This is a genomic window from Actinoallomurus liliacearum, from assembly GCF_039542035.1.
Lineage (GTDB): Bacteria > Actinomycetota > Actinomycetes > Streptosporangiales > Streptosporangiaceae > Actinoallomurus > Actinoallomurus liliacearum.
Window position 1 is genome coordinate 135809 of record NZ_BAABHJ010000022.1, and the last position, 24493, is coordinate 160301.

At 69.9% G+C, this 24493-nt stretch carries 20 protein-coding genes; 14 read left to right on the forward strand and 6 right to left on the reverse strand.

The genetic code is table 11. From position 1 onward, the window contains the following. Positions 1-60 precede the first annotated feature (60 nt). The 3 genes from ABD978_RS27970 to ABD978_RS27980 are packed head-to-tail and all read left to right on the forward strand — an operon-like array spanning position 61 to position 3338. Complete coding sequence (locus tag ABD978_RS27970; RefSeq protein ID WP_345360928.1) at positions 61-1455, forward strand: FAD-binding oxidoreductase; 1395 nt, start codon at positions 61-63, stop codon at positions 1453-1455. After that, on the forward strand, positions 1456-2508 hold the full coding sequence (locus ABD978_RS27975; protein ID WP_345360931.1) for a (Fe-S)-binding protein: 1053 nt from the start codon (positions 1456-1458) through the stop codon (positions 2506-2508). Between the two features lie 2 nt (positions 2509-2510). Further along, positions 2511-3338, forward strand: coding sequence for a fumarylacetoacetate hydrolase family protein (locus ABD978_RS27980; protein WP_345360934.1), 828 nt, complete (start codon positions 2511-2513; stop codon positions 3336-3338). A 72-nt stretch (positions 3339-3410) separates the two neighbouring features. On the opposite strand, the gene ABD978_RS27985 is transcribed toward ABD978_RS27980, so the two are convergent. After that, positions 3411-4073 carry a GntR family transcriptional regulator gene (locus tag ABD978_RS27985; protein WP_345360937.1) on the reverse strand — a complete coding sequence of 221 codons (663 nt, stop codon included), beginning with the start codon at positions 4071-4073 and terminating at the stop codon, positions 3411-3413. Between the two features lie 207 nt (positions 4074-4280). Between ABD978_RS27985 and ABD978_RS27990 the strand changes: the two genes are divergently transcribed. The 4 genes from ABD978_RS27990 to ABD978_RS28005 all read left to right on the forward strand — a co-directional run bounded on the left by ABD978_RS27990 (position 4281) and on the right by ABD978_RS28005 (position 9098). Next, positions 4281-4649, forward strand: coding sequence for a MarR family winged helix-turn-helix transcriptional regulator (locus ABD978_RS27990; protein ID WP_345360940.1), 369 nt, complete (start codon positions 4281-4283; stop codon positions 4647-4649). Then, on the forward strand, positions 4646-6715 hold the full coding sequence (locus tag ABD978_RS27995; protein ID WP_345360943.1) for an MFS transporter: 2070 nt from the start codon (positions 4646-4648) through the stop codon (positions 6713-6715). Before ABD978_RS27990 ends, ABD978_RS27995 begins: the two co-directional genes overlap by 4 nt. 232 nt (positions 6716-6947) lie before the next feature. Continuing rightward, a complete protein-coding gene (locus ABD978_RS28000) occupies positions 6948-7136 on the forward strand; it encodes a hypothetical protein (RefSeq protein ID WP_345360946.1) in 189 nt (62 codons plus the stop codon). Between the two features lie 318 nt (positions 7137-7454). Next, positions 7455-9098 carry a sigma-54-dependent Fis family transcriptional regulator gene (locus ABD978_RS28005; protein WP_345360949.1) on the forward strand — a complete coding sequence of 548 codons (1644 nt, stop codon included), beginning with the start codon at positions 7455-7457 and terminating at the stop codon, positions 9096-9098. 2 nt (positions 9099-9100) lie between these two features. On the opposite strand, the gene ABD978_RS28010 is transcribed toward ABD978_RS28005, so the two are convergent. Both ABD978_RS28010 and asnB read right to left on the reverse strand, forming a co-directional pair. Beyond that, positions 9101-9667 (reverse strand): MarR family winged helix-turn-helix transcriptional regulator, encoded by a 567-nt coding sequence (locus ABD978_RS28010; protein WP_345360952.1) that lies wholly within the window; start codon positions 9665-9667, stop codon positions 9101-9103. A gap of 2 nt (positions 9668-9669) precedes the next feature. Next, positions 9670-11511, reverse strand: a complete 1842-nt coding sequence (asnB, locus tag ABD978_RS28015; RefSeq protein ID WP_345360955.1) for an asparagine synthase (glutamine-hydrolyzing) — start codon at positions 11509-11511, stop codon at positions 9670-9672. Positions 11512-11623: 112 nt separating this feature from the next. Here asnB and ABD978_RS28020 point away from each other — a divergent pair, with 112 nt between their 5' ends. After that, on the forward strand, positions 11624-12268 hold the full coding sequence (locus ABD978_RS28020; protein ID WP_345360958.1) for an AAA family ATPase: 645 nt from the start codon (positions 11624-11626) through the stop codon (positions 12266-12268). A gap of 12 nt (positions 12269-12280) precedes the next feature. On the opposite strand, the gene ABD978_RS28025 is transcribed toward ABD978_RS28020, so the two are convergent. Next, a complete protein-coding gene (locus tag ABD978_RS28025; protein ID WP_345360961.1) occupies positions 12281-13294 on the reverse strand; it encodes a LacI family DNA-binding transcriptional regulator in 1014 nt (337 codons plus the stop codon). Positions 13295-13540: 246 nt separating this feature from the next. Between ABD978_RS28025 and ABD978_RS28030 the strand changes: the two genes are divergently transcribed. From ABD978_RS28030 to galT, 6 genes are read left to right on the forward strand one after another with little or no spacing between them, the layout of a single operon-like run. Further along, on the forward strand, positions 13541-14815 hold the full coding sequence (locus ABD978_RS28030; protein ID WP_345360964.1) for an ABC transporter substrate-binding protein: 1275 nt from the start codon (positions 13541-13543) through the stop codon (positions 14813-14815). Positions 14816-14822: 7 nt separating this feature from the next. Then, the gene (locus ABD978_RS28035) at positions 14823-15731 is read left to right on the forward strand and encodes a carbohydrate ABC transporter permease (protein ID WP_345360967.1); all 909 of its coding nucleotides are present in this window, start codon (positions 14823-14825) and stop codon (positions 15729-15731) included. Then, positions 15731-16540 (forward strand): carbohydrate ABC transporter permease, encoded by an 810-nt coding sequence (locus ABD978_RS28040; RefSeq protein WP_345360970.1) that lies wholly within the window; start codon positions 15731-15733, stop codon positions 16538-16540. Before ABD978_RS28035 ends, ABD978_RS28040 begins: the two co-directional genes overlap by 1 nt. Then, positions 16537-18021: an arabinosylfuranosidase ArfA gene (arfA, locus tag ABD978_RS28045; RefSeq protein ID WP_345360973.1), complete on the forward strand. Its 1485-nt coding sequence runs from the start codon at positions 16537-16539 to the stop codon at positions 18019-18021. Before ABD978_RS28040 ends, arfA begins: the two co-directional genes overlap by 4 nt. A 9-nt stretch (positions 18022-18030) precedes the next feature. Further along, the gene (locus ABD978_RS28050) at positions 18031-20697 is read left to right on the forward strand and encodes a glycoside hydrolase family 2 TIM barrel-domain containing protein (protein WP_345360976.1); all 2667 of its coding nucleotides are present in this window, start codon (positions 18031-18033) and stop codon (positions 20695-20697) included. Then, positions 20694-21707 (forward strand): galactose-1-phosphate uridylyltransferase, encoded by a 1014-nt coding sequence (galT, locus tag ABD978_RS28055; RefSeq protein WP_345360979.1) that lies wholly within the window; start codon positions 20694-20696, stop codon positions 21705-21707. The genes ABD978_RS28050 and galT overlap by 4 nt, the downstream gene beginning before the upstream one ends. Before the next feature lie 83 nt (positions 21708-21790). Here galT and ABD978_RS28060 read toward each other — a convergent pair whose 3' ends face one another. Together ABD978_RS28060 and ABD978_RS28065 are read right to left on the reverse strand one after the other, a co-directional pair. Continuing rightward, positions 21791-23695 carry a hypothetical protein gene (locus ABD978_RS28060; protein ID WP_345360982.1) on the reverse strand — a complete coding sequence of 635 codons (1905 nt, stop codon included), beginning with the start codon at positions 23693-23695 and terminating at the stop codon, positions 21791-21793. A gap of 284 nt (positions 23696-23979) precedes the next feature. After that, on the reverse strand, positions 23980-24321 hold the full coding sequence (locus tag ABD978_RS28065; protein ID WP_345360985.1) for a hypothetical protein: 342 nt from the start codon (positions 24319-24321) through the stop codon (positions 23980-23982). Between the last annotated feature and the right edge of the window lie 172 nt (positions 24322-24493).

The following is a 24493-nucleotide window of genomic DNA, read 5'->3' on the forward strand; positions in this document are numbered from 1 at the left end:
TCCGTGTCGATCGATCCCGGCTCTGGACGACGGCCTGCTGCCATGCTTACATGTCTGACAATGTTCAGTGATCGATCTCTCTCCACCAATGTCCTGCGGCAGCTCCGCTCGGTCGTCGGCGACGAGAATGTGCGCACCGACCCGGGGGTGCTCGAGGCGTACGCGCGGGATGCGACGCCGCTGTTCCACGCCTACCCACAGGCGGTCGTCGAGCCCGACGACGCGCCGCAGATCGCCGAGATCGTCCGCATCGCCGTCGAGCATCGCCTCCCGGTCATTCCGCGAGGCTCCGGGTCGAACCTGTGCGCCGCCACCTCGGCCCAGCAGGGCGGCATCGTCTTGACCACGGCCCGGATGCGGCGCATCGAGGAGATCGCCCCGGCAGAGCTGCTGGCCCGGGTCCAGCCCGGCGTGACGACCGCGGCGCTGGCGAAGGCGGCAGGCGAGCACGGCCTGTTCTATCCGCCCGACCCGGGCAGCCACACCGTCTCCACGATCGGCGGCAACATCGCCACCTGCGCCGGCGGACTGCGCGGGCTGAAGTACGGCGTCACCCGCGACTACGTCCTCGGCCTCACCGCCGTGCTCGGAACCGGTGAGATCGTCGCCACCGGTGGCCGGTTGTGGAAGGACGTCGCGGGATACGACCTGACCCGGCTGCTCACGGGCTCGGAAGGAACCCTCGGCATCATCACCGAGGCCACCGTCGCCCTGCTGCCCGTGCCCGCGACGATGGGAACCGGACTGGCCTACTTCGCCGACCTCGCGGCGGCGGGCCATGCCGTGACCGAGATCATCGCGCGCGGCGTCGTGCCCGCGACGCTGGAGTTCCTCGACCGCCGGTGCATGGACGCCGTCGACGCCTACGCCCACCTCGGGCTGCACGCGACGGCCGGCGCGATGCTGCTCTTCGGCGACGACGGCGGCGACGATCAGGTGGCCGCGAGTCTCGCGCGGATGCGACAGGCGTGTCTCGACAGCGGCGCCCTGTCCGTCGAGATCGGTGGCGTCGCCGAGGCCGAGTCGCTGCTGGCCGCCCGCCGCTGCACCCTCCCGGCGCTGTCCCGGCTCGGCTCCCTGACGATCCTCGAGGACGCGAGCGTGCCCCGGCCCCGTCTCGCCGAGATGGTCGCCCGCATCGACGACATCGCGCGCCGGCACGACGTCGTGATCGCGACATTCGGGCATGCCGGTGACGGCAACCTCCACCCGACGTGCGTGCTGCCCTCCGCCGAGGACACCGAGGCCGTCGCCCGGGCCGAACGCGCCTTCGGCGAGATCTTCCGAACCGCGATCGCGCTCGGCGGGACGATCACCGGCGAGCACGGCGTCGGCGCGGCGAAGCTGCCCTATCTGGCCGAACGCCTCGGGCCGGAGCAGACGGCCCTGCTGCGCCGGATCAAGTCCGCCTTCGATCCGGCGGGCATCCTCAACCCCGGAAAGTTGGGATCATAAGTGGCCGCCCTCTTCGACGCCGACCGGCTGAGCCGCTGCATCTCCTGCGGGTTCTGTCTCCCGGCGTGTCCCACCTACGCCATGACCGGTGACGAGGCGTCCTCGCCCCGCGGCCGGATCACCCTCATGCGAGCGCTCGAGGCCGGGCGGCTCGACGTCGACGATCCCACCCTGGCCGAGCAGGCTTCCCTCTGCCTCGGCTGCCGCGCCTGCGAGCCGGTCTGTCCCGCCGGCGTCGAGTACGGCCAACTGCTCGAGCAGTGGCGCGGCGCGCAGTGGCAGGGACGCCGCCGTCCGCTGATCGTGCGCGCCCTCGTCCTGCTGGTGAGGCTGCGCCCGGCCCACCGGCTCGCCGGGATCCTCCGGCGGGCCGCCCGCCGGAGGGCCGACGAGGCCGACCAGCTGATGCTCGGCTGCGTGGAGCGGACGCTGTTCCCGCGTGTCAGCCGTGCCGCGCTCGCGTTGGCACCGGGCCTCGCGGCGGATCCGGACCAGGGCTGCTGCGGCGCGCTGCACGCGCACAACGGAGAGCCCGAACGGGGCGCGGCGCTGGCCCGCCGCCTCGGCGACGACCTGCCCGGCACCATCGTCACCACCTCAGGCGGATGCGCCGCCCATCTCGCCTCGGTGATCGGGCGGGAGCGGGTACGGGAGTTCTCCGAATACGTCCAGGACCAGCGGTTCCAGCCGGTCCTGATCGACGGCCGGCCCGCCCGGGTGACCTTGCAGGACTCCTGTCACCTTCGCAACGGCCTCGGCGTGTGGCGCGAACCGCGGCGACTGCTGCAGAGTGTCGCGGACTATGTCGAACTTCCCTCGGCGGCCACGTGCTGCGGCGCCGCCGGCACGTACTCGCTGGTCCGCCCACGCGAATCGCGGGCGCTGGCGAAGGCCAAGGTGGCCGAGATCGAGGCCGCCGGCGTCGACATGGTGGTCGCGGTCAACCCCGGGTGCCTGCGCCAGCTTCGCCAGGCACTGCGCCGACACCGATCACGTGTCCGCGCGGTGCACCTGACCGAGTTCCTCGCCCTCTCAACGAAAGGACCACACTGACCATGAGATTCGCGCGTACGGGTGAGCCGGGAGCCGAGCGGCCCATCGTGTCCGGGTCCGACGGCCTCTGGCGCGATCTGACTCCGCTCACCGACACCATCGACATGGAGCTCGTGAACTCTCCGGAACGGCTCGACCTCGGCACACTGCCGGTCGTCGAGCCGGGACGGTTCGGCCCTCCACTCGACCGGGTCGGGAAGATCATCTGCATCGGGCTCAACTACGCCGACCACGCGCGCGAGACCGGTGCCACCCCGCCCGAGGAGCCGATCATCTTTCTCAAGACGGCGGACACCGTCGTCGGTCCTCACGATGACGTGCTGATTCCTCGTGGTTCGAAGAAGACCGACTGGGAGGTGGAGCTCGCGGTCGTCATCGGCACCACCGCGCGCTACCTCGACTCGGTCGAGCAGGCCCGCGCCTGTATCGCCGGGTACGCGATCAGCAACGACGTGTCGGAGCGGGAGTTCCAGCTCGAACGCGGCGGCCAGTGGGACAAGGGTAAGAACTGCGAGACCTTCAACCCGCTGGGCCCCTGGATACTCAGCGCGGACGAGGTCGCCGACCCGCAGGATCTCCGTCTCAGGCTGTGGGTGAACGGCGAGCTGCGCCAGAACGGCACCACCGCCGACATGATCTTCGGAGTCGACCATCTCATCTGGTACCTCAGCCAGTTCATGGTCCTGCGGCCGGGCGACATCATCAACACCGGAACGCCGGCCGGCGTCGCGATGGGATCGGCCACGGCCGACTACCTGAAGGCGGGCGACGTCGTCGAACTGGAGATCGACGGCCTCGGCCGGCAGCGCCAGCGGACTCGGCAGGCCTGACGTTCCGAACCCGGCGTGCGGCGACGACCGGAAAGGGCGCACCCGGCGCGTCCGCCGCACGCCCGGAGCCGGCTACTCCTTCAGGCCGTCCGGTCCGCTCTTCAGCAGCGCGTCCCGTGCTCCGGCCAGGTGCCGCCGGGCGGCCTCCACCGCGCCGGGCCCGTCCCCGCTTCGGATCGCCTGGAGGATCTGCCGATGCTCACCGGCGATCCGCGTACGGCCGAGGGCCTGCCGCGTCTGCATCATGCACAGGTGGACCTCCCCCGCCAGCGCGTTGTAGGAGCGTTCGAGGCGCCGGCTGCCGGCCGCCGCCGCCAGGGCACGGTGGAAGCCCAGGTCCGCGGCCACGAACGAGCTGGTCACCGCGTCATCGGCCAGCCTCTCCAAGGCGACGATCGCGTTCTCGGCGTCGTCCAGCCGGACATCGTTCGCCTGACTGAGACGCTCGACCATCGCCAGCTCCAGCGGGATGCGGACGAAGTACAGATCCTCGATGTCCTGCGCGGAGAGGGATGGAACAACGGCCGCATGGTGGGAGTCCTGTCGGAGCAGGCCCTCGAACACCAGCGTGCGCACCGCCGCTTTCGCCGTCGGCCGCGACACTTGGAAACGCCGTGCCACCTCCACCTCGGCGACCGGCGCCGCCGGAGGCCACTGCCCGTCGAGGATCTGCTCTCGCAGCGCCTCGACCAGCGCGTCGACCACCGTGACCGTCGAGAGACCCGATCGAGACATGTGGACATGATTACACGTCTGACAACTTGGCCGGGCACGTGGCCGCATCGCGGGTAATTAGCCAAGCAACTTGGCAAAGTTGCTTGGCTAACTGCTAACGTGCAGGCCATGGAGGGAAATCTCGGCTCAAAGCGGTCAGCGGCGACGGCACAGCGTCTCGATCACGCGATCAAACGCCTGCGGGGACGCCTGCGTACCGAATCGGGGATGTACTCTCTCGGGCTGACCATCACCCAGCTCTCGGTACTGCGCAGCGTGGTGGACGAGGGCCCGATCACCGCGGCCCGTCTCGCCGCGCTGGAACACGTCAGCCCGCAGTCCATCGCGCAGAGCCTCGCGGTGCTCAAGGCCGCCAGGCTGGTCCGCGGCGAGCCGGACCCGGAGGACCGCCGCAAGACCCTGATCAGCGCTGATCCATCCGCTGCCGAGCTCATCACCTCGCTGCTGGCCGGCCGCGAGTCCTTCCTGGCGCGAGCCATCGACCAAGTCGTCGCCCCCGAGGAGCGCGAGAGCCTGGAGAAGGCCATCGAGCTGCTGGAACGTCTCGCCGCGGCGGATCTGAGCGGCGGCGCGTGAACACCGACGCCACTGAGGCGGACTCGCCGTCGCGCGACGGCGAACGCGATCCCTTCGCCTGGACCTTCACCGCGCCGCTCTACGTGGGCTCCAGCCTCAACCCGATCAACAGCTCCATCATCGCGACCGCGCTGGTGCCCATCGCCACCGGCCTGCACGTCTCGGTGGGCAGCACCTCCGTGCTGGTCACCTCGCTGTATCTGACCAGCGCCATCGCGCAGCCCACGGCGGGCAAGCTGGCGGAGGTGCTCGGCCCGCGCCGGGTCTTCCTCGGCGGCATCCTCCTGGTGCTGCTCGGCGGCCTGGTCGGCGGCTTCGGCCAGAACCTGGCGATGCTGACCGTTGCCCGCGTGCTCGTCGGCGTCGGAACCTCGGCCGGCTTCCCGTCGGCGATGGTGCTGATCCGGCGCCGCGCGGCGGACGCCGGGCTGAAGTCGCCGCCGGGCGGCGTGCTCGGTGGTATCGCGGTCACCGGCATGGCCACAGTGGCCATCGGCCCGCCGATCGGTGGCCTGCTGGTCGGCGCGGCAGGCTGGCGCTGGGCCTTCCTGATCAACATCCCGGTCACCGCGCTCGCGATGGCGATGGCCGTGCGTTGGGTGCCCAGGGACCCGGTACGCGAGGGCGGACCGCGCGGTTTCCGCGAGGTGGCCGACCGGATCGACCTGCCCGGGATCCTCGGTTTCGCCGCGGCGATGACCTCGCTGATCATCTTCCTGATGAGCCTGCCGCACGCCGACTGGTACGCGCTCGCCGCCTTCATGGTGGTCGCCGTGCCGACGGTGTGGTGGGAACTGCGTACGACCGGGCCGTTCTTCGACCTTCGCGGGCTCGCCGCCAACGGCGCCCTCGGCCGGACCTACCTGCGGCAGGCGTTCACCCTGCTCGGCATCTACACCGTGATGTACGGGATGACGCAGTGGATGGAGGCGGCACGCGGGATCTCCGCCGAGGACGCCGGACTGCTGCTGCTGCCGATGGGCGCGGTCTCCGCGCTGCTGCCACGCCCGCTCGCCAGCCGCAACCTGGTCCGCGGTCCGCTGATCGCCTCGGCGGCGACCATGCTGGCCGGGTCCATCGGCATCGTGCTGCTCACCTCGCACAGCCCGGTGGTCGCGATCGTCTCGGTTTCACTGATCTTCGGCGTCACCTCGGCCGTCACCACGGTCGGCAATCAGACCGCCCTCTACCTCTCGGCGTCGCCTGAGCAGATCGGTACCGCCTCTGGCCTGTTCCGGACCTTCGGGTACCTCGGAACCATCGTCTCGGCCGTGGCCACCGGCATCGTCTTCCGCGACGGGGTCGGCGACCACGGCCTGCACACCCTCGGCGTCGTGCTGGTCGCGGCGGGTGTCGTGGTCCTGCTGCTGACGGTCCTGGACCGCCGGCTGATGGGCCGCCGCGACACCGACCAGCGCACCGGCACCGACGACAACGCAACCAGCAACACCACCCAAGGAGAACAGCACGTGAGCACCACTGCAGTCCCGACGATCGATCCTGAGCGGACCGCCCTGCTGGCGATGGACTTCCAGAACGGGATCGTCGCCCACATCCCCGACCGCGACGCGCTGCTCGAGCGGGTCGACAACGCCATCGCCGAGGTCCGCGCCGCCGGCGGCACCATCGGGTACGTCCGCGTCGCCTTCACCGAGGACGACTGGGCCGCCGTCCCGGAGACCAACAAGACCTTCACCGCAGTCGCCGCGGCCAAGATGATGCACCACCAGGACTCCACCACCCAGCTCAACGAGCGGATCGCTCCCCAGGAGGGCGACATCGTGGTACGCAAGATCCGCTTCGGCGGAATCTCCACCACCGACCTCGACCGGCAACTGCGCGATCGCGGCATTGACACCCTGGTGCTCTCCGGCATCAGCACCAGTGGCGTCGTCCTCTCCACCCTCATCGACGCCGCCGACCGCGACTATCGCGTCTACGTCCTGTCGGACGGCGTCGCCGACCCCGACACCGAAGCCCATGAGGTGCTGGTGAACAAGGTGTTCCCGTCCCGGGCCCACGTCATCGACACGACCCGGCTCCACGAACTGCTGCGGTCCGCCTGACGCAGCCGTCACCTGGACGGCGCTGGGATCACTCACCGGAGATCCTGGGTATTCAGGGGCACGTCCCGCGTAGTCGGCCGCGATGGTGCCGCACCGAGGTCTCCTCGGACCGTGGTCGCGTCGGCGCCTGAAGATGACGCGTCGTCTCAACATTAGACGTCCCGCGATGGCGTAGCGGGTTTGTCTGGGAGTGGTGACCGACCGGCCACCCGCACCCATCTAGGAGATCACGATGCTGAAGAAGACGATCGCAGCGCTGGGTCTGGCGACAGCCGCCGCCGTCTTCGCCCCGCCTGCGTACGCAGCCGCCAGTGCCCCGACGGCCGGCACCGGCCATGTCGTCGCAGTCGGCGCCTCCCCGAACCCGATGATGGCGCCCATGAGCGACGGCAGCCCGACAGGTGGTCGGGGACGCCGCTGAGCCTCCGTCCCTCAACACGGATCGAGGTCGGCACTCCATCCACGGCGGCCCGGCTCCGCGTCCGGGCCGCCGTCTTCCCGGGAGGAATCGCTTCTACGCTCTACGGCTGCGATGACCTGGCACCCACCGGGTGCTGTGGGCATAGTCTGAAGGTGAGAGGGAGCGGACGCTACCAGCGCCAGGGGGCCGGTAGTGATCGAGACCAGCGGCGATCCATGCCGCGCTGTGGCCAAGGCCAGAGAGCTTTTCCTGGAATCGGGGAGCCTTCCCCGCCTGCCGATGCGGACCGGGATCGTAGAGTCGTGGCGTCGTTCGCGGTTGTCCGGTGTCGCCAGTGATCACCTTGATCCGCCGTATTTCGACGATCTCGACACCGGTGGCCGCCTGATCCACGCCGCGAGACCCGTGCTGGACCGGCTGCAGGAGGTGCTGTCCGACGCCTCGGCCAGCCTTCTGCTGACCGACGCCCACGGCCGGATCCTCGATCGGCGGGTCGAACACGCCTCCCTGGCCGCATGCCTCGACCGGCTCCAGCTCGCCCCGGGCTTCGGCTACGGCGAGGAGTACGTCGGGACCAACGGCATCGGGACCGCGATCGAGGCGCGCCAGGTCGCCGCCGTCTTCGGCACCGAGCACTTCACCGAACGACTGCACGCGATGGCGTGCGCGGGAGCGCCCGTTCACAACCCGCTGACGGGACGGCTGGCCGGCCTGATCGACATCACGTGCTGGATCAAGGACGCCAACCCGTTGATGGCCGCCCTGGCGAGCGAGGCCGCCGAGGACATCGAACAGCGGCTGCTGGAACTCGGATCGGAGCACGAGAGGGCTCTGCTCACCGCGTTCCTCGGCATCAGCAGACGCGGCGGCGCCGTCGTCACCGTCAGCGAGGACCTGGTCATCGCCAACGAGCACGCCGCTCATCTGCTCGACTCCACCGACCACACGATCCTCAGGGACAAGGTGACGGAGCTGTCGCGGGCGGGCCGGGAACTGGTCGAGCAGGTCATGCTGGCAGGAGGTGACATGGCCACCATTCGGCTCCGCCCTGTGGGGGCGCGGGCCGAACCGGCCGGTGCCATCGTCGAGATCGAGATCGCACCGGACGCCCGGCCACCTCGGCACCTGATCCGGCCTCCCCAGCTCAGGCTGGCCGGCAGTTCCTACGCGTTCACCAAGGCGTGCACCGATCTGGGGACGCACTGCAGGAACCGCACCTGGGTGCTCCTGGAAGGCGAGCCTGGAGTGGGCAAACTGGCGCTCGCTGAGGCCGTGCACCGCAGCCACAGCCCGGCGAGCCCCTTCATGGTGATCCGGCCACAGGACCTCGCCGAGGATCGGCCGGCCTGCCAACGCCGGATCACCGAAGCCATCGGCACACCCGGAGCCACCGTGGTACTGCGCCACCCGGAGCGGTACCCCCAAGAGACCATCTCGGCGCTCCTGGAGTGGATGCGCACCACTGCTCACCATCCGGGTCGGCCCTGGGTGGTCGCCACCACCCACCTCGAGGCCAGGCCGCCGGAGGACCTGTCGTCCGCGCTGGCGGTGACGCTGACCATGCCGGCGCTGCGCCACCGGATCGAGGACGTGCGCGACCTCGTGCCTGCCCTGCTGCGCAGGCTCTCCCGCGGCGGGCCCGTATCGTGCTCACCTGCGGCCATGCGGGTGTTGCTGCGCTATGGCTGGCCGGGCAATGTCACCGAACTCCTTCAGGCGCTGCGATCCGCATTGACCCGCAGACGGATCGGCGAGATCCAACCGCAGGACCTGCCCGAGTCCTGCCACGTGACCAGCCGGCGCGTACTCACCCCATGGGAGTCCATGGAGCGCGACGCGATCGTCCGCACGCTGCGGGACACCGACGGTGACAAGGCCCTCGCGGCCCATCTGCTGGGCATCTCGCGGGCGACCATCTACCGGAAGATCAGCACATACGGCATCTCGATCGACGGCCGGTGACGTCAAGCACCCGGTTCCCGCCGAACGTCACTCGACGGATCCATCGCGTAGCGCCGCCCGCTCGCCGTGGCCGGGGGCCCGGCCGGCGTCCCGTCGCGGTCGGGCGTGTCGCCCGGCGGTCGCGGGTCCGGTGGGGCCGGCAGGTCGGCCAGATGGCTGAGGACGGGTGCGGTTGCCAGGAGCAGGTTCGCCTGCTCCGACGGGATGGCCGACATCAGCCCGGCGAGGACCTCCGCCTGGCCGCGTGCGAACGAGCGGAGGATCTCCCTGCCCGCCTCGGTGCCGACCACCTGGGTTGCGCGGCCGTCGGCGGGGTCCGCCTTGCGGTCGACGTACCCGCCCGCCAGCAGCCCCGCCACCGCGGTGGTGGCGGTCGGCTGCGAGCAGGGGACGCGCCGGGCGATCTCGCCGATGCGCAGCGGGCCGTGCTGGGTCAGCAGGGCCAGCACGATCAGTTGCGTCGGGTGCACCGTGCCGCTCTGGCCCGACGCGCGGAGACGGCGCATGAGGCGGTGCATCGCGATGACGACGTCGAGCGCCTCGTCGGTGTGCACCGCCTCTTCGGTCATGGTCAGGATGGTTTCAGGGTTGGTTTGTACATGTCCAGCCAAAGAGCCAGGTCGAGCGTGCGTTCGAGGCCATGGCGGGACGCCTGTGTGATCTGTGGCGTGTCGACCTCGACCGCGCGGGCGAGCCAGTCGCGGCTGACGATGTCGAACACGGCGTGGTCGGGGGTGGACAGGTACTCGCGGGCGTTCTCCTGCAGCTTCACCGCGTACGCGGGGTCCTGTGTGGACGGGTACGGCGACTTCACCCGCTCCACCACCGACTGCGGCAGCACGTCGCGCGTGGCGCCGCGCAGCAGCGACTTCTCCCTCCCGTCGTAGGTCTTGAGCGACCAGGGCGTGTTGTAGACGTACTCCACCAGGCGGTGGTCGCAGAAGGGCACACGCACCTCCAGGCCGACCGCCATCGAGGCGCGGTCCTTACGGTCCAGGAGGATGCGCACGAAATGCGTCAGGTGCAGATAGCACACCTTGCGCATGCGCCATTCGAAGTCGCTCTCCCCGTCGAGCCGCTGGATCCGGGCCACCGAGGTGTCGTAGGCGTCCTGGACGTACCGCGGCAGATCGATGGTCGCGGCGAGCTCGGGAGTGAGGATGCTGTCGTCCTCACCGAAGTGCCGGGCGAACCGCACCAGCCAGGGGAACGTCGTGGCCTGCTGGGCCACCGGATCGAAGAACTGCTGGTAGCCGCCGAAGACCTCATCGGCCGACTCCCCCGACAGCGCCACCGTCGAGTGCTCGCGGATCGACTTGAACAGTAGGTAGAGCGAGGCGTCCATGTCACCGAACCCGGCCGGGATGTCCCGGGCCCGGATGACCTTCGAGCGCACGTCCGGGTCGGCGAGCTCGTCGGAGTCGAGCACGATGTCCTGGTGCTCGGTGCGGGACTTCGCCGCGACGTCGTGCACGTACGGCGTGTCGGGTGTGCCGCGCAGCTCGTCGGGGACGAAGTTCTCGGTCTGCCCGACGAAGTCCACGGCGAAGCTGCGCACCGTCTCGCCGACCTCGGCGAGCTGCTCGGCGGCGATCGCCGTCATCGCCGACGAGTCGAGCCCGCCGGACAGCAGGGTGCAGCGCGGCACGTCGGAGACGAGCTGGCGGCGGACGATGTCCTCCAGCAGTTCGCGCACGTGAGCGACCGACGTCTCCCGGTCATCGGTGTGCTCACGGGTCTCGAGCGTCCAGTAGCGGGTGGTGCGCACGCCGTTCGTACCGACCGTCACGATCGTGCCGGGCTCGACCTCGCGCATGCCCTCCCAGATCGCGTGGCCGGGCGTCTTGACGAACGCGAACAGCTCGCGGAGGCCGTCGAGGGTCACGGTGCGCTCCGCGAGGGGGTTGGCCAGGATCGCCTTCGGCTCGGAGCCGAACAGCACGCCGTCGGAGGTCTCGTAGTAGTAGAAGGGCTTGATGCCCATGCGGTCGCGGACCATGATGAGGCGGTTCTCGCGAGAGTCCCAGATGGCGAAGGCGTACATGCCGTTGAGCCGCTCGACGAAGGCGTCGCCCCACTCCACGTAGGCCTGCAGGACGACCTCGGTGTCGGAGTCGGTCCGGAACCGGCGCCCGCGCCCGATCAGCTCGCGGCGCAGTTCGGAGAAGTTGTACGCCTCTCCGGAGTAGACCATCACCACGGGCCCGCCGGGCGTGTCGACGCTCATCGGCTGGCGACCGCCGGGCAGGTCGATGATGGCCAGCCGTCTGTGGCCGAGCGCCGCGTGCCGACCGACCCAGGTGCCGCGGTCATCCGGGCCACGGCAGGACATCGTCTCCGTCATCGCGTCCACGGTCGGCTGCTCCGCCCGCAGGTCGCGGCCGAACGCCACCCAACCGGTGATTCCGCACATGGGCTACCTCCAGCGCCAACGCCGAGGACTCGCACCGGACGTAGCCCTCCGCTCACGGTCCGCATAGTTGCATTAGGCATCTATGCAATTCCATGTTACGAATGCATCACGGATGTGCCGAACCGATGTGACCTACCTCACTCATGGCGAGGAGGGCGCGGTTACCTGGCGACCGAGGTACGAGGGGGGGGAATCCCGGAGCTCTTATGCTGGCGCGGTGCCGAAGTCCTCTTCACCGGCGTTGATCGTCCTGCGCGGGAACTCGGGAGCAGGCAAGACGACCACTGCCCATGCGGTGCGGGCGGCTTATGGCCGCGGCCTGGCGATCATCGGCCAGGACGTCGTACGGCGCCAGATGCTACGCGAGCATGATGTGCCCGGCGGGGTGAACATCGGGCTGATCGATACGATCACTCGCCACACGCTCGGGGCCGGCTATCACGTGGTCCTCGAAGGAATCCTGGCCGCCGACCGCTACGGGCCGATGTTGCAGGCCCTCCGGCGCGACCATCCGCGCAGCGCCTGGTTCTATCTGGACGCCTCCTGGGAAGAGACGCTCCGCCGGCACGCCGGCCGGCCGCAACGGGACGAGTTCGGGGCCGCGCAGATGCGGCAGTGGTACCGGCCGCTGGACCTGCTGCCCGACCGGTGCGAGACGGTGATCGCCGAGGACAGCGCACTGGAGGCGACGGTTCGGCGGGTGATGCGCGAAGCGGGCCTGGTTCCAGGAGACGGTGGTCCGCCCGCTCCGGCGTGACGCCGAAGAGGATCACGTGGCGCGGGATCTGCGGGAGGTCACGCCCGAGCTCTCGCGGACGCGTAGCTCGTGTCTCACGGTGACCTCGCGCGGGGGTGAGTCGATCGCCTCGATGCGGTCCAGGAGAAGACGCAGAGCCGAGCGGGCGATGCCGGCCTTGTCCGGGCTGACCGTCGTCAGGCTCGGCACGTTGTACCGGCCGTCGTCGATGTCGTCGAAGCCCACCACCGCCACATCCTGCGGAATGCGGTAGCCCCGGTCGTGCAGCGTCCGCATCGCGCCCAGGGCCAGGGTGTCGTTGAAGCAGAACACCGCGTCGGGCGGCTCCTCCAGCTCCGTCAGGTACGCCGCCGCCTCCGCGCCGTCACGGCGGTGGTACTCCCGGGCCGGCACGATCAGCGACTCCTCCACCGGCAGCCCGGCCTCCTCCAGCGCCGCCCGGAAGCCCCGCTCCCTCATATGCGACGTGCCCTGAACGCGGTCCGGCTGCGCGCCGATCGCGGCGATTCGGCGGCGGCCGAGGCCGGCCAGGTGCGCGGTGGCCGTACGGGCGGCCGCGACGTTGTCGATCGCGACGTGGTCGGCCGGTCCCGCCGAGACCCGCTCGCCGAGCAGGACCAGCGGTGTCGTGTCGACGCGTCGGGCGATGTCGAGGCGGTCCATCGCGACCGGGCTGAAGATGACGCCGTCGACGAGCTTGGCCCCCATCCCGTCGATGACGTACTGCTCGCGTCGGTCGCCGCCGCCGGTCTGGTCGATGAGGATCGTGTAACCGTGCTCGTCGGCCGTGTCGACGATGAGACGGGCGAGCTCGGCGAAGTAGGGCTGATCGAGCTCGGGCACGGCGAGCGCCAAGATGCCGGTGCGGCCACGACGCAGGTTGCGGGCGCTGATATTGGGCCGGTACCCGAGGTCGGCTATGGCTTGCTGGACCCGCTCACGGGTGCCGGCGCCGACGGCGGCGCCGTTGATGACGTTCGAGACGGTCTTGACCGACACTCCGGCACGGGCGGCCACGTCTTTCATGCTGGCCGATCGGCGCCCCGGCTGCGGTGACGTGCTGGTCATGACCGGCCCCCCGGTATGTGTCTCTGTTTCGGAGACGAGAGTATATCGATTACTACATCGTTGGAAGTATGGCACGCACCAGGCCTTACTACTTCGAGGTGAGGGGTGTACATCGATTACCTTCACGAGTATCGTCCCGGTAATTCCGGCCCGGCGATGAGAGCCGAGCCGACGGCTCATCGCACGTGGATGAGGGGAGACGCCGTGGACCTACGCAGGAAGCTCACCGTGTTCGCCGCGCTCGCAGCGCTGGGTACCGCCGCCGCGTGCGGCGGGTCCGGTTCGTCGGGCGGCAGCGGCGACGGCACCGTGACAGTGTCGTTCTGGAACGGTTTCACCGGCGGCGACCGGCCCGGTGTCGAGCATCTCGTCGCCGAGTTCAACAAGTCGCACCCGAAGATCCACGTGAACATGCAGATCATGCCGTGGGACGTCTTCTACCAGAAGCTGCTGCCCGCGTACGGCGCCGGCAAGGGGCCCGACATCACGGCGATGAGCGGGAACCAGCTCGCGGAGTACGCGTCAAAGCGGGTCTTCCAGCCCCTCGACGACGTCTTCTCGAGCGGCCTGATCGACAAGTCGAAGATCGTCCCCGGCGCCCTGCAGGCCGGGCAGTACGCCGCCAAGCAGTACGGCCTGCCGGCCAACTTCACCCCTCTCCTCCTCTACTACAACAAGAAGCTGTTCAAGCAGGCCGGCATCGCCGGGCCGCCGGCGAACTGGAACGAGTGGACCGCCGATCTGAAGAAGCTGACCAAGGGCAAGGGCCCTGGCGGCGCGCCGGCGCAGTACGGGCTGACGATGGGCACGCACGACTCGATCGAGGGCATTCCGATCCTGCTCGCGGGCCAGGGCGGCGGCGTGATCGGCGCCGACGGAAAGACGGTGACGCTCGACGGCCCGCAGTCGGTCCAGGCGATGACGTACTGGACGAACCTCGTCCGTACCGACCACGTCATGCCGGTCGGCACGTCAGGTGCCGACGCCGACAAGCTCATGCAGGCCGGCACCGCCGCAATGGAGATCAACGGCCCCTGGCTGACGTCCTCCCTCGACCAGGCCAAGATCGACTACGGCGTGGCGATGGTGCCCGGCGGGCCGGCCGCGCAGACCACGATCGACGACAGCGTGCAGTTCTCGATGGGCAGCCGCGTGAAGGGCGCGGCGAAGAAGGCCGCCGAGGAGTTCATCGCCTTCTGGAACTCCCGTGACTCCCAGATCTACTTCGCCGACACGACCGGCTTCCCGCCCACCCGCACCGACATCGGCGCCGCCGACCTGAAGAACCCCAACGTCGCCGTGTTCGCCAAGTACGCGCCCAAGGCCGTCCCCCTCATGCCGGGCCAGATCAAGTTCCCGCAGATGCAGAGCGAGGTCATCGACCCGACGTTCGAGAAGATCCTGAACGGCAAGGGCGACCCGGCGACGCTCCTGAAGCAGGGCGCGGCCCAACTCCGGTCGATGGTCTCGGGGAGCTGACCGGTCCATGCGACGATCCGGTCTCCAGGCGCGCGGCGGCCTGTCGCTGCGCGCCCGGCGGCGTCTCAGCGCGTACGGCTTCATCGCGCCGTCCATGATCATCCTGGGCGTCTTCCTCGCCTGGCCGATGATCTGGTCCCTGCGCACCTCCTTCTACGACGCCTCGCAATTCGCCCCGCCCACGTTCGTCGGGCTCGGCAACTACCGAAAGCTCCTCACGGACGCCACGTTCCGCGGGGACCTGGTCAACACGCTGGAGTACGCGGCCGTGGTCACACCGATCTCGGTGGCGCTGGCGCTCGCGTTCGCGCTGATGCTGAACCGGCGGCTGCGCGGCCGGTCGTTCTTCCGCGCCTCGATCTTCCTGCCGGCCGTGCTGTCCCTCGGCGTGATGGGCATCGCGTGGGACTTCGTGCTCGATCCCAACATCGGCCTGCTCCCCCGCTGGCTGCAGCACGCCGGACTGTCGCTCGGCAACGGCGTGCACGACCCGAACTGGGCGATGGCGTACGTCATGTTCGTCGGGATCTGGAAGAACACCGGGTTCTACATGGTGATGTACCTCGCCGGGCTCGGCACGATCCCGACGGACTTCTACGAGGCGGCGGCGATCGACGGCGCGGGCCCGTGGGCGCGGTTCCGCCACATCACCTGGCCGCTGCTGTCGAACACCACGCTCTTCGTGTTCGTCATCGCGGCGATCGCCTCGCTGCAGGCGTTCGACCAGATCTTCGTGATGACGCGCGGCGGGCCGTTCTTCAAGACCGAGACCCTGGTCTACCTCGTCTATCGCAAGGGCTTCACGGACTTCGACTTCGGGTACGCGTCGGCGGTCGCCTGGGTCCTCGTCGTCCTGGTCTTCGTGATCAGCCTCGTGCAGAACTTCTTCTTCAGCCGCCGGCAGGTGAAGTACTGATGACCCGTCGTGTGCTGCTCTACGCCGGCCTGGCCCTGGGCGCCGCCGTGATCCTGCTCCCGGTCGTCTGGATGGTCTTCGCGTCGCTGAAGCCGGAGGCGGACATCACCGGGCATCCCGCCCAGCTGCTGCCCCAGCACCTCACCGGGAGCAACTACCGCGAGGTGACCCGGCAGATCCCGTTCGTGCGGCAGTTCATCAACTCGGTGATCTTCGCGGGCGGCGTCACGGTGTGCTCGCTGCTGTTCAACTCGATGACGGCCTTCGCGCTGGCCCGGCTCGACTTTCCGGGCAGGCGCGCGCTGTTCGTCGCGATCATCCTGTTCCTGATGATCCCGTACCAGGTCACGCTCATCCCGACCTACCAGATCGTGGCCAAGCTCGGGCTGATGAACACCTTCCCCGGTCTGATCATCCCGCGTGCCACGAACGCCTTCGGGATCTTCTTCCTGCGGCAGTTCTTCCTCGGCATTCCGCGCTCCCTGGACGAGGCGGCGCGCATCGACGGGGCCGGCGACTGGCGGATCTACGCGCGGATCATCCTCCCCCTGTCCACTCCGGCCCTGCTGACCATCGCCCTGTTCGACTTCATGTTCAACTGGAACGACCTGCTGTGGCCGCTGATCTTCACCACCAGCACGAAGATGGAGACGCTGCCCGCCGGGCTGGCCCTGTTCATGGGGCAGCACGTCACGCAGTACGGCGTGGTGATGGCCGGGGCGACGCTCACGACCGTGCCGATCGTGATCGCGTTCCTCTTCGTCCAACGCAAATTCATCCAGGGCATCGCCACGACGGGACTGAAATGAAGACCGCGAATCTCATCCTCGACCCCGCCTTCCGCATCGGTCCGGTACGACCCCGCCTGTTCGGCTCGTTCGTCGAGCACATGGGCCGATGCGTCTACACCGGCATCTACGAACCCGGCCACCCCGACGCCGACGCCGACGGGCTGCGGGAGGACGTGCTGGCGCTCACGCGGGAGATGGGCGTCACCGTCGTCCGCTATCCCGGCGGCAACTTCGTCTCCGGCTACCGCTGGGAGGACGGCGTCGGACCCGTCGAGGAGCGGCCCGCCCGCCTCGACCTGGCGTGGCAGTCGCTGGAGACCAACGCCTTCGGCCTGCACGAGTTCATGACGTGGGCCGATCGGGCGGGCGTCGAGCCGATGATGGCGGTCAACCTGGGGACGAGAGGTGTCCAGGAGGCCGTCGACCTGCTGGAGTACTGCAACCATCCCGGCGGCACGGCCCTGTCGGACCGCCGCGCGAAGAACGGCCGGTCCGAGCCGTACGGCATCGGCCTGTGGTGCCTGGGCAACGAGATGGACGGGCCCTGGCAGATCGGCCACAAGACGGCACAGGAATACGGCCGGCTCGCCCAGGAGACCGGGAAGGCGATGAAGCTCGTCGACCCGAGCATCGAACTGGTCGCCTGTGGCAGCTCGAACGGGCACATGCCGACGTTCGGGAGCTGGGAGGCCACGGTCCTCGAGCACTGCTACGACGAGGCCGACTACATCTCCCTGCACGCCTACTACGGCCAGGACGGCGATCTGCCCAGCTTCCTCGCCTCGGCCGTCGACATGGACGCCTTCATCGAAGGCGTCATCGCCACCGCCGACCACGTACGGGCCAAGCTGCACAAGTCGAAGCGGATCCAGCTCTCCTTCGACGAGTGGAACGTCTGGTACACCGACTCCTTCGACGGTGGCACCTGGCAGCAGGCACCGCGCATGAGCGAGGACCTGTTCAACGTGGCCGACGCCGTCGTGGTCGGGAACCTGCTGATCTCCCTGCTCCGGCACGCCGACCGGATCGGCGTCGCCTGCCAGGCGCAGCTCGCGAACATCCTCGCGCCGATCCGCACCGAGCCGGGCGGTCCCGCCTGGCGGCAGACGATCTTCCATCCCTTCGCTCACGCGGCGGCGTACGCGAAGGGCGACGCGCTGCGGGTCGTCCTCGACACCCCCCACTACGAGACGGCCAGGTACGGCGACGTCCCGCTCGTCGACGCGGTCGCGACCCGCGACGACGAGGGCATCACGGTGTTCGCCGTCAACCGGGACGTCGACGAGGCCGTCGGCCTCACCCTCGACCCGCGCGCCCTGCCGGCCGTGCGGAGCGCCGAGCGGATCGTCCTGGCCGACACCGATCGGGGCGCCGCCAACACCGCGGCCGACCCCGGCCGCGTGACGCCCCTGCGCGGCGAGATCCCGGTACGGCCCGGCGAGCCGCTGCTCATCGAACTGCCGCCGGTGTCCTGGAACGTCGTCCGGCTCACCATCTGAAAGGGAACGATGCATCTCACCCTCGACGGCACCTGGGACCTCATCGTCGGCGACCCGGGGATCGCCGGGCTGGCCGACGCTCCGTCGCGGTCCGTCACCGTACCCGGGCTGTGGGAGGCGGAGGTCGACCCGGCCCTCGACGGAGTGGTCTGGTACCGCCGGACCTTCGCGTGCGAGGACCCGTCCGGCCGATGGACGCTGCGGTTCGGCGCGGTCATGGACATCGCCGAGGTCCACCTCAACGGCGTCGCGCTGGGCGCGCACATCGGCGCGTTCACGCCGTTCGAGTTCGACCCCGGCGACGCGCTCGTCGCGGGTGAGAACGTCCTCGCCGTCCGCGTCACCGACCACGCTCTGAACGACCCGGAGCACCCGCGCACCGCGCACGGCAAACAGGGCTGGGCCAACCAGGCGTTCCCCAGCCCGCCGAGCCTCTACCTGACCTACGGCGGCATCTGGCAGTCGGTCACGCTGCGCCGCCACGGGCCGGTCGCCATCGAGGACGTCTTCGTGAACGGCGACCCCGCGGGCCTGACCGTCGCCGTCGAACTGTCCAACCGCTCGCCGGACACCGTCACCGCCCGGGTACGCGTGGGCGTACCCGGCGACGTGCGCGAAGAGACGACCGTCCTGCCGCCGGGCGGACACGGCGGCGTGGCCATCGCCTTCGGCCCGTCCGGCGCGGCGCGCTGGTCGCCGGAGTCACCGATGCTGCACGAGGCGAACGTCACGGTCACCGCCGACAACGAGGCCAGCGACTCGCGGACGACGCGTTTCGGGCTGCGGACCATCGCGGTCGAGGGCGACCGGCTGGTGCTGAACGGCGAGCCGTACCGCATGCGCAGCGCGCTGGTCCAGGGCTTCTACGCGGGCACGCTGTACGCCGAACCCGGCCGTGAGGCGATCGAGGCCGAGGTCGGCGAGGCCAAGCGGCTCGGGCTCAACACGCTGCGGCTCCACATCAAGGCGTTCGACCCGGTCTACCTCGACGTGTGCGACGAACTGGGCATGCTCGTCCACTGCGACATCCCCGTCGCCGAGCCGATCGCCCATGACGAGCTGGGTTTCACCGGCGAAGTGGCCGACCGGTGCGCCGCGGCGGCGACCGAACAGGTACGCCGCGACCGGAACCACCCGAGCATCGTGCTCTGGTCGGCGATGAACGAACTGGGACTCGAGCACGGGCCGTCCCGCGCGAGCGAAGGGTACGAGGGCTTCGCGCGGCGCCTCTACTCCGCCGTGGCGGACGCCGATCCGACCCGCCCGGTCATCGAGAACGACTGGGTGGACCCCGACCCGGATCGCGTCTTCGAGAGCCCCATCCTCACCGCGCACTGGTACGGCCGGCTGTCGACGGCGTATCTGACGGAGCTGGCCGCCAAGACCGCGCCGTGGGCCGCCTCGCCTCGCCCGTTCCTGATGAGCGAGTTCGGCGACTGGGGCCTGCCCGACCTGAGCCCGCGTGAAGACGCGCCGTTCTGGTGGTACGGCGCCGGCCTGAGCACGGCGATCGAGCGGACGCCGTGGCCGGGGACGGTGGCGGCGTTCGTCGAGGGTACGCAGCGGTACCAGGGCCTCGCCGACCGGCTGCAGATCGAGCTCTTCCGCCGCCAGGACGGCATCGCCGGTTGGTGCGTCACCGAGCTGACCGACGTGCCGCACGAGTTCAACGGCTTGTGGAGCCTGGAGCGCGCGCCCAAGCCCGCCGCTCTCGCCGAGCTCTCCCTGGCCTGCGCCGACGTCCTGCCGATCGTCGCCCGGACCTCCTGGACCGTGGCCGCGGGTGAGGCGGTGGAGCTGCCCGTCTCGGTGGCCAACGACGGCCCCGCGCTCTCCGGCGTGCATCTCGAGGTCACCCTCCGCGGGCGCACGGTCCGGTACGGCCCGGTGGACCTGCCCGCGCACACGGCGTCGGAGGTCGCGACGATCCGCGTGCCGGCGCCCGAGGTGGCCGGGACGCACGAGCTGACCGTACGGCTCGTCGGAGACGACGTCGTCGGGTCGAACCGGTATCCCGTGCATGTGGTCTCGGCCGAGCCCGCGCGGGTCGCGGTGCGGCTCGCCGGCGAGGCGGGCGACCTGGCCGGGGCCGATGTCGTCACCGACGAAGCGGCGCCGCTCGTCGTGGCGGAGGGCGCGCTGGACGCCCGGAGCGGCGCCCTGGCCGCCGAGGCGCTGGCCGCCGGGCGGGCGGTCCTCGTCCTGGCGCAGGACGCGGACCGGGCGCGTCACCTGCCGATCCCGGCCGAGCTGACCGACGTCGCCACCGCCTGGGGATCAACGCCGTTCCTGTTCACCACCGATGCGCCGGCGGTGCCCTCGCTGCCACAGGCCACCGTCCTGTCCGTCGAGCCGATGTCGATCGTGCCGGACGCGGTGTGGACCCGGATCGGCGACCGTCCGTTCCCCGGGAACGTGGTCGCCGGGATGTGGAAGCCGTTCCCCGATGAGATCGCCGGCACGATCATCGGGGAGACCCAGGTAGGGCCGGGCCGGTTGCTCGTCTGCCAGTTCCCGCTGCTCGCGGCCGCACGACGGGGCGACCCGATGGCCACGGCGGTGCTCGCGGACCTGCTCCGTCACCTCGTCGCGCCCGTTCCCGGGCTACGGGCCGAGCACGAACGACTCGCCGACGGCCGGGCCATCACCTACTACGCGACGAAGGACACGCCATGACCGAGCGAAGATACGACCCGACTCGCGGCGAGTGGGTCACCTTCGCCACCCACCGGCAGAACCGTACGTTCCTCCCGCCCGCCGACCAGTGCCCGCTGTGCCCCACCGCGCCCGGCGGGCCGCCGACCGAGATCCCGCGCGCGTCGTACGAACTGGTCACCTTCGACAACCGGTTCCCGTCCTTCACCGCCCATCCCCCGGAGCCTTCGGTCGCCGGCGACGCGCTGACCCCGGTCGAGCCGGCGGTGGGCCACGCGGAGGTCGTGGTGTTCACCGGCGACCACGACGCCACGCTGGCCGAACTGCCGGTCACCCGGCTGCGCGCGCTCGTGGACGTGTGGGCGGACCGTACGACCGTGCTCGGCCGTCGCCCGGAGATCGGTTACGTCTTCCCGTTCGAGAACAAGGGCGAGGAGATCGGCGTCACCCTCCACCACCCGCACGGCCAGATCTACGGCTACCCCGACATCCCGCCGATCCCGGCGCAGGAGATCAGCGCCGCGCGGCGGTACCGGGAGCTGCACGGATCCTGCGTGTGGTGCGACGTCGTCATCCGGGAGGAGGGCTCCGAGCGGCTTGTCGTCACCGGCGACGCCTTCGCCGCGTACGTGCCGTTCTGGGCGCGCTTTCCCTACCAGGTGTACATCAGCGCCCGCCGCCACGCGCCTGCGCTGCCGTCGCTCACCGCACCTGAGCGGGACGACCTGGCTCGCGTGCTCAAGCAGGTGCTGGTCGCCTATGACGGCCTGTTCGGCTTCTCGATGCCCTACGTCATGGCGGTACACCAGGAGCCCGCCGTCCCCGGCCACGCCGCCGTCACCCACCTGCACCTGGAGCTGTCGCCGCCGTATCGGACCGCCACCAGGCGCAAGTACCTGGCCGGCAGCGAACTGGCCGCGGGCGCGTACGTCACCGACCTGGCGCCCGAACGCACCGCCGCCGCGCTCCGCGACGTCCTCGCCCGCAGCGCGGCGGACGACGGTCACGGCGAGGACCGCCCGGCGGCCTGATCCGCGGTGCCTTCCGGACCGCACCGATCCACCGGGCCGGTGCGGGCCTCGTTCGTGCTCCCCGCGCGCACTCGGGGTGGTGACTAGGGGGCGGTCGGCGACGGCCTCGGCCGCGTCGTCGGCAGGCTCCGCGCGGGCGCCGCCTCAGCTGAGCCCATGGTCTGCTTGATGATCGACTCAGCGAGGACCCTGAGTGCCACGCACCGCAGGGAGTCGTCGCCGATCTCCTGGGCGATCTGCTCGGCACGGCGGACGTCGCTCACCGCGAATACCGGAACCGCGACGTACAGCAGATGATCCCGGCTGGGACCGTGGTACTGCCGGATCAGCCGCTTGAGGGACTGTCGTTTCTGCGCGGCGATCTCGCTGATCGACAGATACGCGGTCGCCACCTGGTCGAGCAGGGAGATCAGCAGAGGGTCGGCCGGCTGTGCGGCCAGGGCCACCTCCAGCACCTGGTGTGTGATGCGTGTGGCTCGTTCAGGACCGGAGTCGGCCCATGCCGCCGCCACGGCCATCAGAGTCCTGGCGATGCGCTTCAGATCATCATTGCCCAGTCGCTGCTTGACGCGCTGTTGCGCTCGGGTTCCGGCGAGTTCGATGAGGCGCATGGTCAGGCTCGGGTCGACGGCGACGACATCTTCGGCGATCTTCGCCAGCCGCTGCGCCTCCTCGAATCCGAGGTCCGCATCGTCGGTGTTGTCGGCGATGTAGGCGGCGGCCTGCCGTGCGGTGCCGGGGCAAACGGTGGCCCCGACCGCTGCGATCCTTCCCATCACGGGGAGAGCCCGTCTCGGCTCGGCTTCGAGAGCGGTCCGGTAAGCGATATCGAGCCACCGCCGTGCCTGCGGGGGATCGATCTCGGCGATCTCGCCGGCCATGTCGGCGAATGCCTCGTTCCGAGCGCCGGCGTCGGTGATCCGCGAGGCGATGGTCTCGGCCCGCGACGGGTCGCACCGTGCCGCGCCTTTGGCGATATAGCCCAGGTAATAGGGGTAGTAGAAACCGCCGTTCCGCTCGGCGTCGCCGATCTCGGGTTCGGCTCGCCGACGGTCCCACGAGGAGCCGGCCCGCCCAGGGGGGATGACGCTCTCTTCGGCCGCATCGAGCAAAGATTTGTGATCCCGTCCGGTAGAGGCCGCTGCCTTGAGGACGTCTTCCCAGGCGGATGCGCGGATGGACGCCGCCGTGATCTTGTTGATGAGCCGTTCCGCCCTGGCGGGGTCGACCTCCGCCATTCCCACGGCGGTCGACCGGAGTTCCCCGTCCCGCAAGTGTTCGTCTGTGACGCCGAGCGCGGACGCTCCGGCAAGATAGATCAAACGCTCGGCATGTCGCCGGTCGATGGCGTAACCGACCTTGGCGATCTCCATCATCGTGCCGCGCAGCAGGGAATCGCGGAGTTGGAGCTCATCGTCGGGGTCGGGGCGGATCATGCGAGCCGCTTCCACCGCCTGGCCCATCAGCTCAGCCGCCCGATCAGGGGCGGTGGCGGCCAGCCTGTCGGCCTCGGCGGCCAGCGCCCGGGCGCGCAGCACCCGTCGCAGGCCCAGGTCGTCGGCGCCTGGATCGTGAAATCCCACGACAAGCCGCTCAACGCGGCCGAGCACCGCAAGCGCTCGCCGGGAGTCCACCTCGATGAGCCGGCCGACCAGGGACTCGAACGTCTCGTGTTCCACGGAGTCCGAACGCTCTTCCAGGAGCTGATCGATGAACGGATCGGCGTGACCGAGCAGCTCCTCGATGCGCTCGGGATCGGACGGTCTCCCGGCGAGCGCCAGCGAAGCCAGTGCCCGAACCTCTACCGAGGGGATGCGCTGAAGGTGCTGCTCGGCATGGTCGAGATCGGCCTCGGCAAGCGCCATGGCAACCCCGAAGAGCGCGTTCTCACGCTCTTTGTGATCGTCGATGGAACGGGCGATCCGGATGGCATGGTCGATCGCCGACTCGCGCTCCTGGCGCGGATCCCCCGCCCGCAACGGCTTCATTCGCCACCTTTCGGTCATCTGCTTCCGGCGGAGTCTACGGCGCTACCGCCCCAACGATCTTCTAGCGCCCGCCGGATTCCGGCGCCGGGTCGCAGGTGCACGAGGTTTCGTGACCAGGTCGATCCGCATCGAGGTTCCGGATGTGTTCGCCGCGTCTTACGGCACGCACGGCGCCGAGGCGCGTTCGTGGATCGCCGAGCCGCCTTCGCCGGGCGGCGAGTTCCCGGACCGCTGGGAGCTGCGGCCATCCGCGACGAGCCGACAGCGGGGTCGCGACCCGGGCGTCAGGCCGCGACGGCGTCGCGGCCCGCCAGCCGATTGCGTAGTCGCACCAGCTCACGGCGGCCCCTCGGCGTATAGGTGCCCGTGAGCCGCCCCTTACGGTAGAGCTCCAGCCGGTACGGGATCACGCTGGTCAGGCGCAGCGCGGCCGCTACCGGAGCGAGGAGCAGACGCAGGGCGAGTTCGATCAGCCAGACGGGCAGCAGCACCGCGCTGGCCAGAAGGCCCGGAAGGCCGATGATCAGCGAAATCGGATCCTCACCGAGCCCGCCGGGCATCAGGTTCATTGCCGCCTCAGGCTTGACCCACCGCCTCCAGGCCAGACGCTGCTGCCGCAACCGCATCTGGGTTCCGTCACCGTCTCGCCACCGCACCGGACGAATGTACCGCCTCCGACGAATCCAGCAGGCGTCCCATTCGAGTCGGTCAGGCCGGCGGGCCGCGAGCGGACTGGGTCACCCTGACGTGTGGTCGAGGTGGAGTTTGGTGGTGATGCGGTAGCGGTCGCCGCGGTAG

Coding starts and splice junctions, on each gene's coding strand:
- ABD978_RS27970 (WP_345360928.1), top strand. CDS start 61: ATGTTCAGTGATCGATCTCTCTCCACCAATGTCCTGCGGCAGCTCCGC.
- ABD978_RS27980 (WP_345360934.1), top strand. CDS start 2,511: ATGAGATTCGCGCGTACGGGTGAGCCGGGAGCCGAGCGGCCCATCGTG.
- ABD978_RS27985 (WP_345360937.1), bottom strand. CDS start 4,073: ATGTCTCGATCGGGTCTCTCGACGGTCACGGTGGTCGACGCGCTGGTC.
- ABD978_RS27990 (WP_345360940.1), top strand. CDS start 4,281: ATGTACTCTCTCGGGCTGACCATCACCCAGCTCTCGGTACTGCGCAGC.
- ABD978_RS28000 (WP_345360946.1), top strand. CDS start 6,948: ATGCTGAAGAAGACGATCGCAGCGCTGGGTCTGGCGACAGCCGCCGCC.
- ABD978_RS28010 (WP_345360952.1), bottom strand. CDS start 9,667: ATGACCGAAGAGGCGGTGCACACCGACGAGGCGCTCGACGTCGTCATC.
- asnB (WP_345360955.1), bottom strand. CDS start 11,511: ATGTGCGGAATCACCGGTTGGGTGGCGTTCGGCCGCGACCTGCGGGCG.
- ABD978_RS28020 (WP_345360958.1), top strand. CDS start 11,624: ATGTGCCGAACCGATGTGACCTACCTCACTCATGGCGAGGAGGGCGCG.
- ABD978_RS28025 (WP_345360961.1), bottom strand. CDS start 13,294: ATGAAAGACGTGGCCGCCCGTGCCGGAGTGTCGGTCAAGACCGTCTCG.
- ABD978_RS28035 (WP_345360967.1), top strand. CDS start 14,823: ATGCGACGATCCGGTCTCCAGGCGCGCGGCGGCCTGTCGCTGCGCGCC.
- ABD978_RS28040 (WP_345360970.1), top strand. CDS start 15,731: ATGACCCGTCGTGTGCTGCTCTACGCCGGCCTGGCCCTGGGCGCCGCC.
- arfA (WP_345360973.1), top strand. CDS start 16,537: ATGAAGACCGCGAATCTCATCCTCGACCCCGCCTTCCGCATCGGTCCG.
- ABD978_RS28050 (WP_345360976.1), top strand. CDS start 18,031: ATGCATCTCACCCTCGACGGCACCTGGGACCTCATCGTCGGCGACCCG.
- galT (WP_345360979.1), top strand. CDS start 20,694: ATGACCGAGCGAAGATACGACCCGACTCGCGGCGAGTGGGTCACCTTC.
- ABD978_RS28060 (WP_345360982.1), bottom strand. CDS start 23,695: ATGAAGCCGTTGCGGGCGGGGGATCCGCGCCAGGAGCGCGAGTCGGCG.
- ABD978_RS28065 (WP_345360985.1), bottom strand. CDS start 24,321: ATGCGGTTGCGGCAGCAGCGTCTGGCCTGGAGGCGGTGGGTCAAGCCT.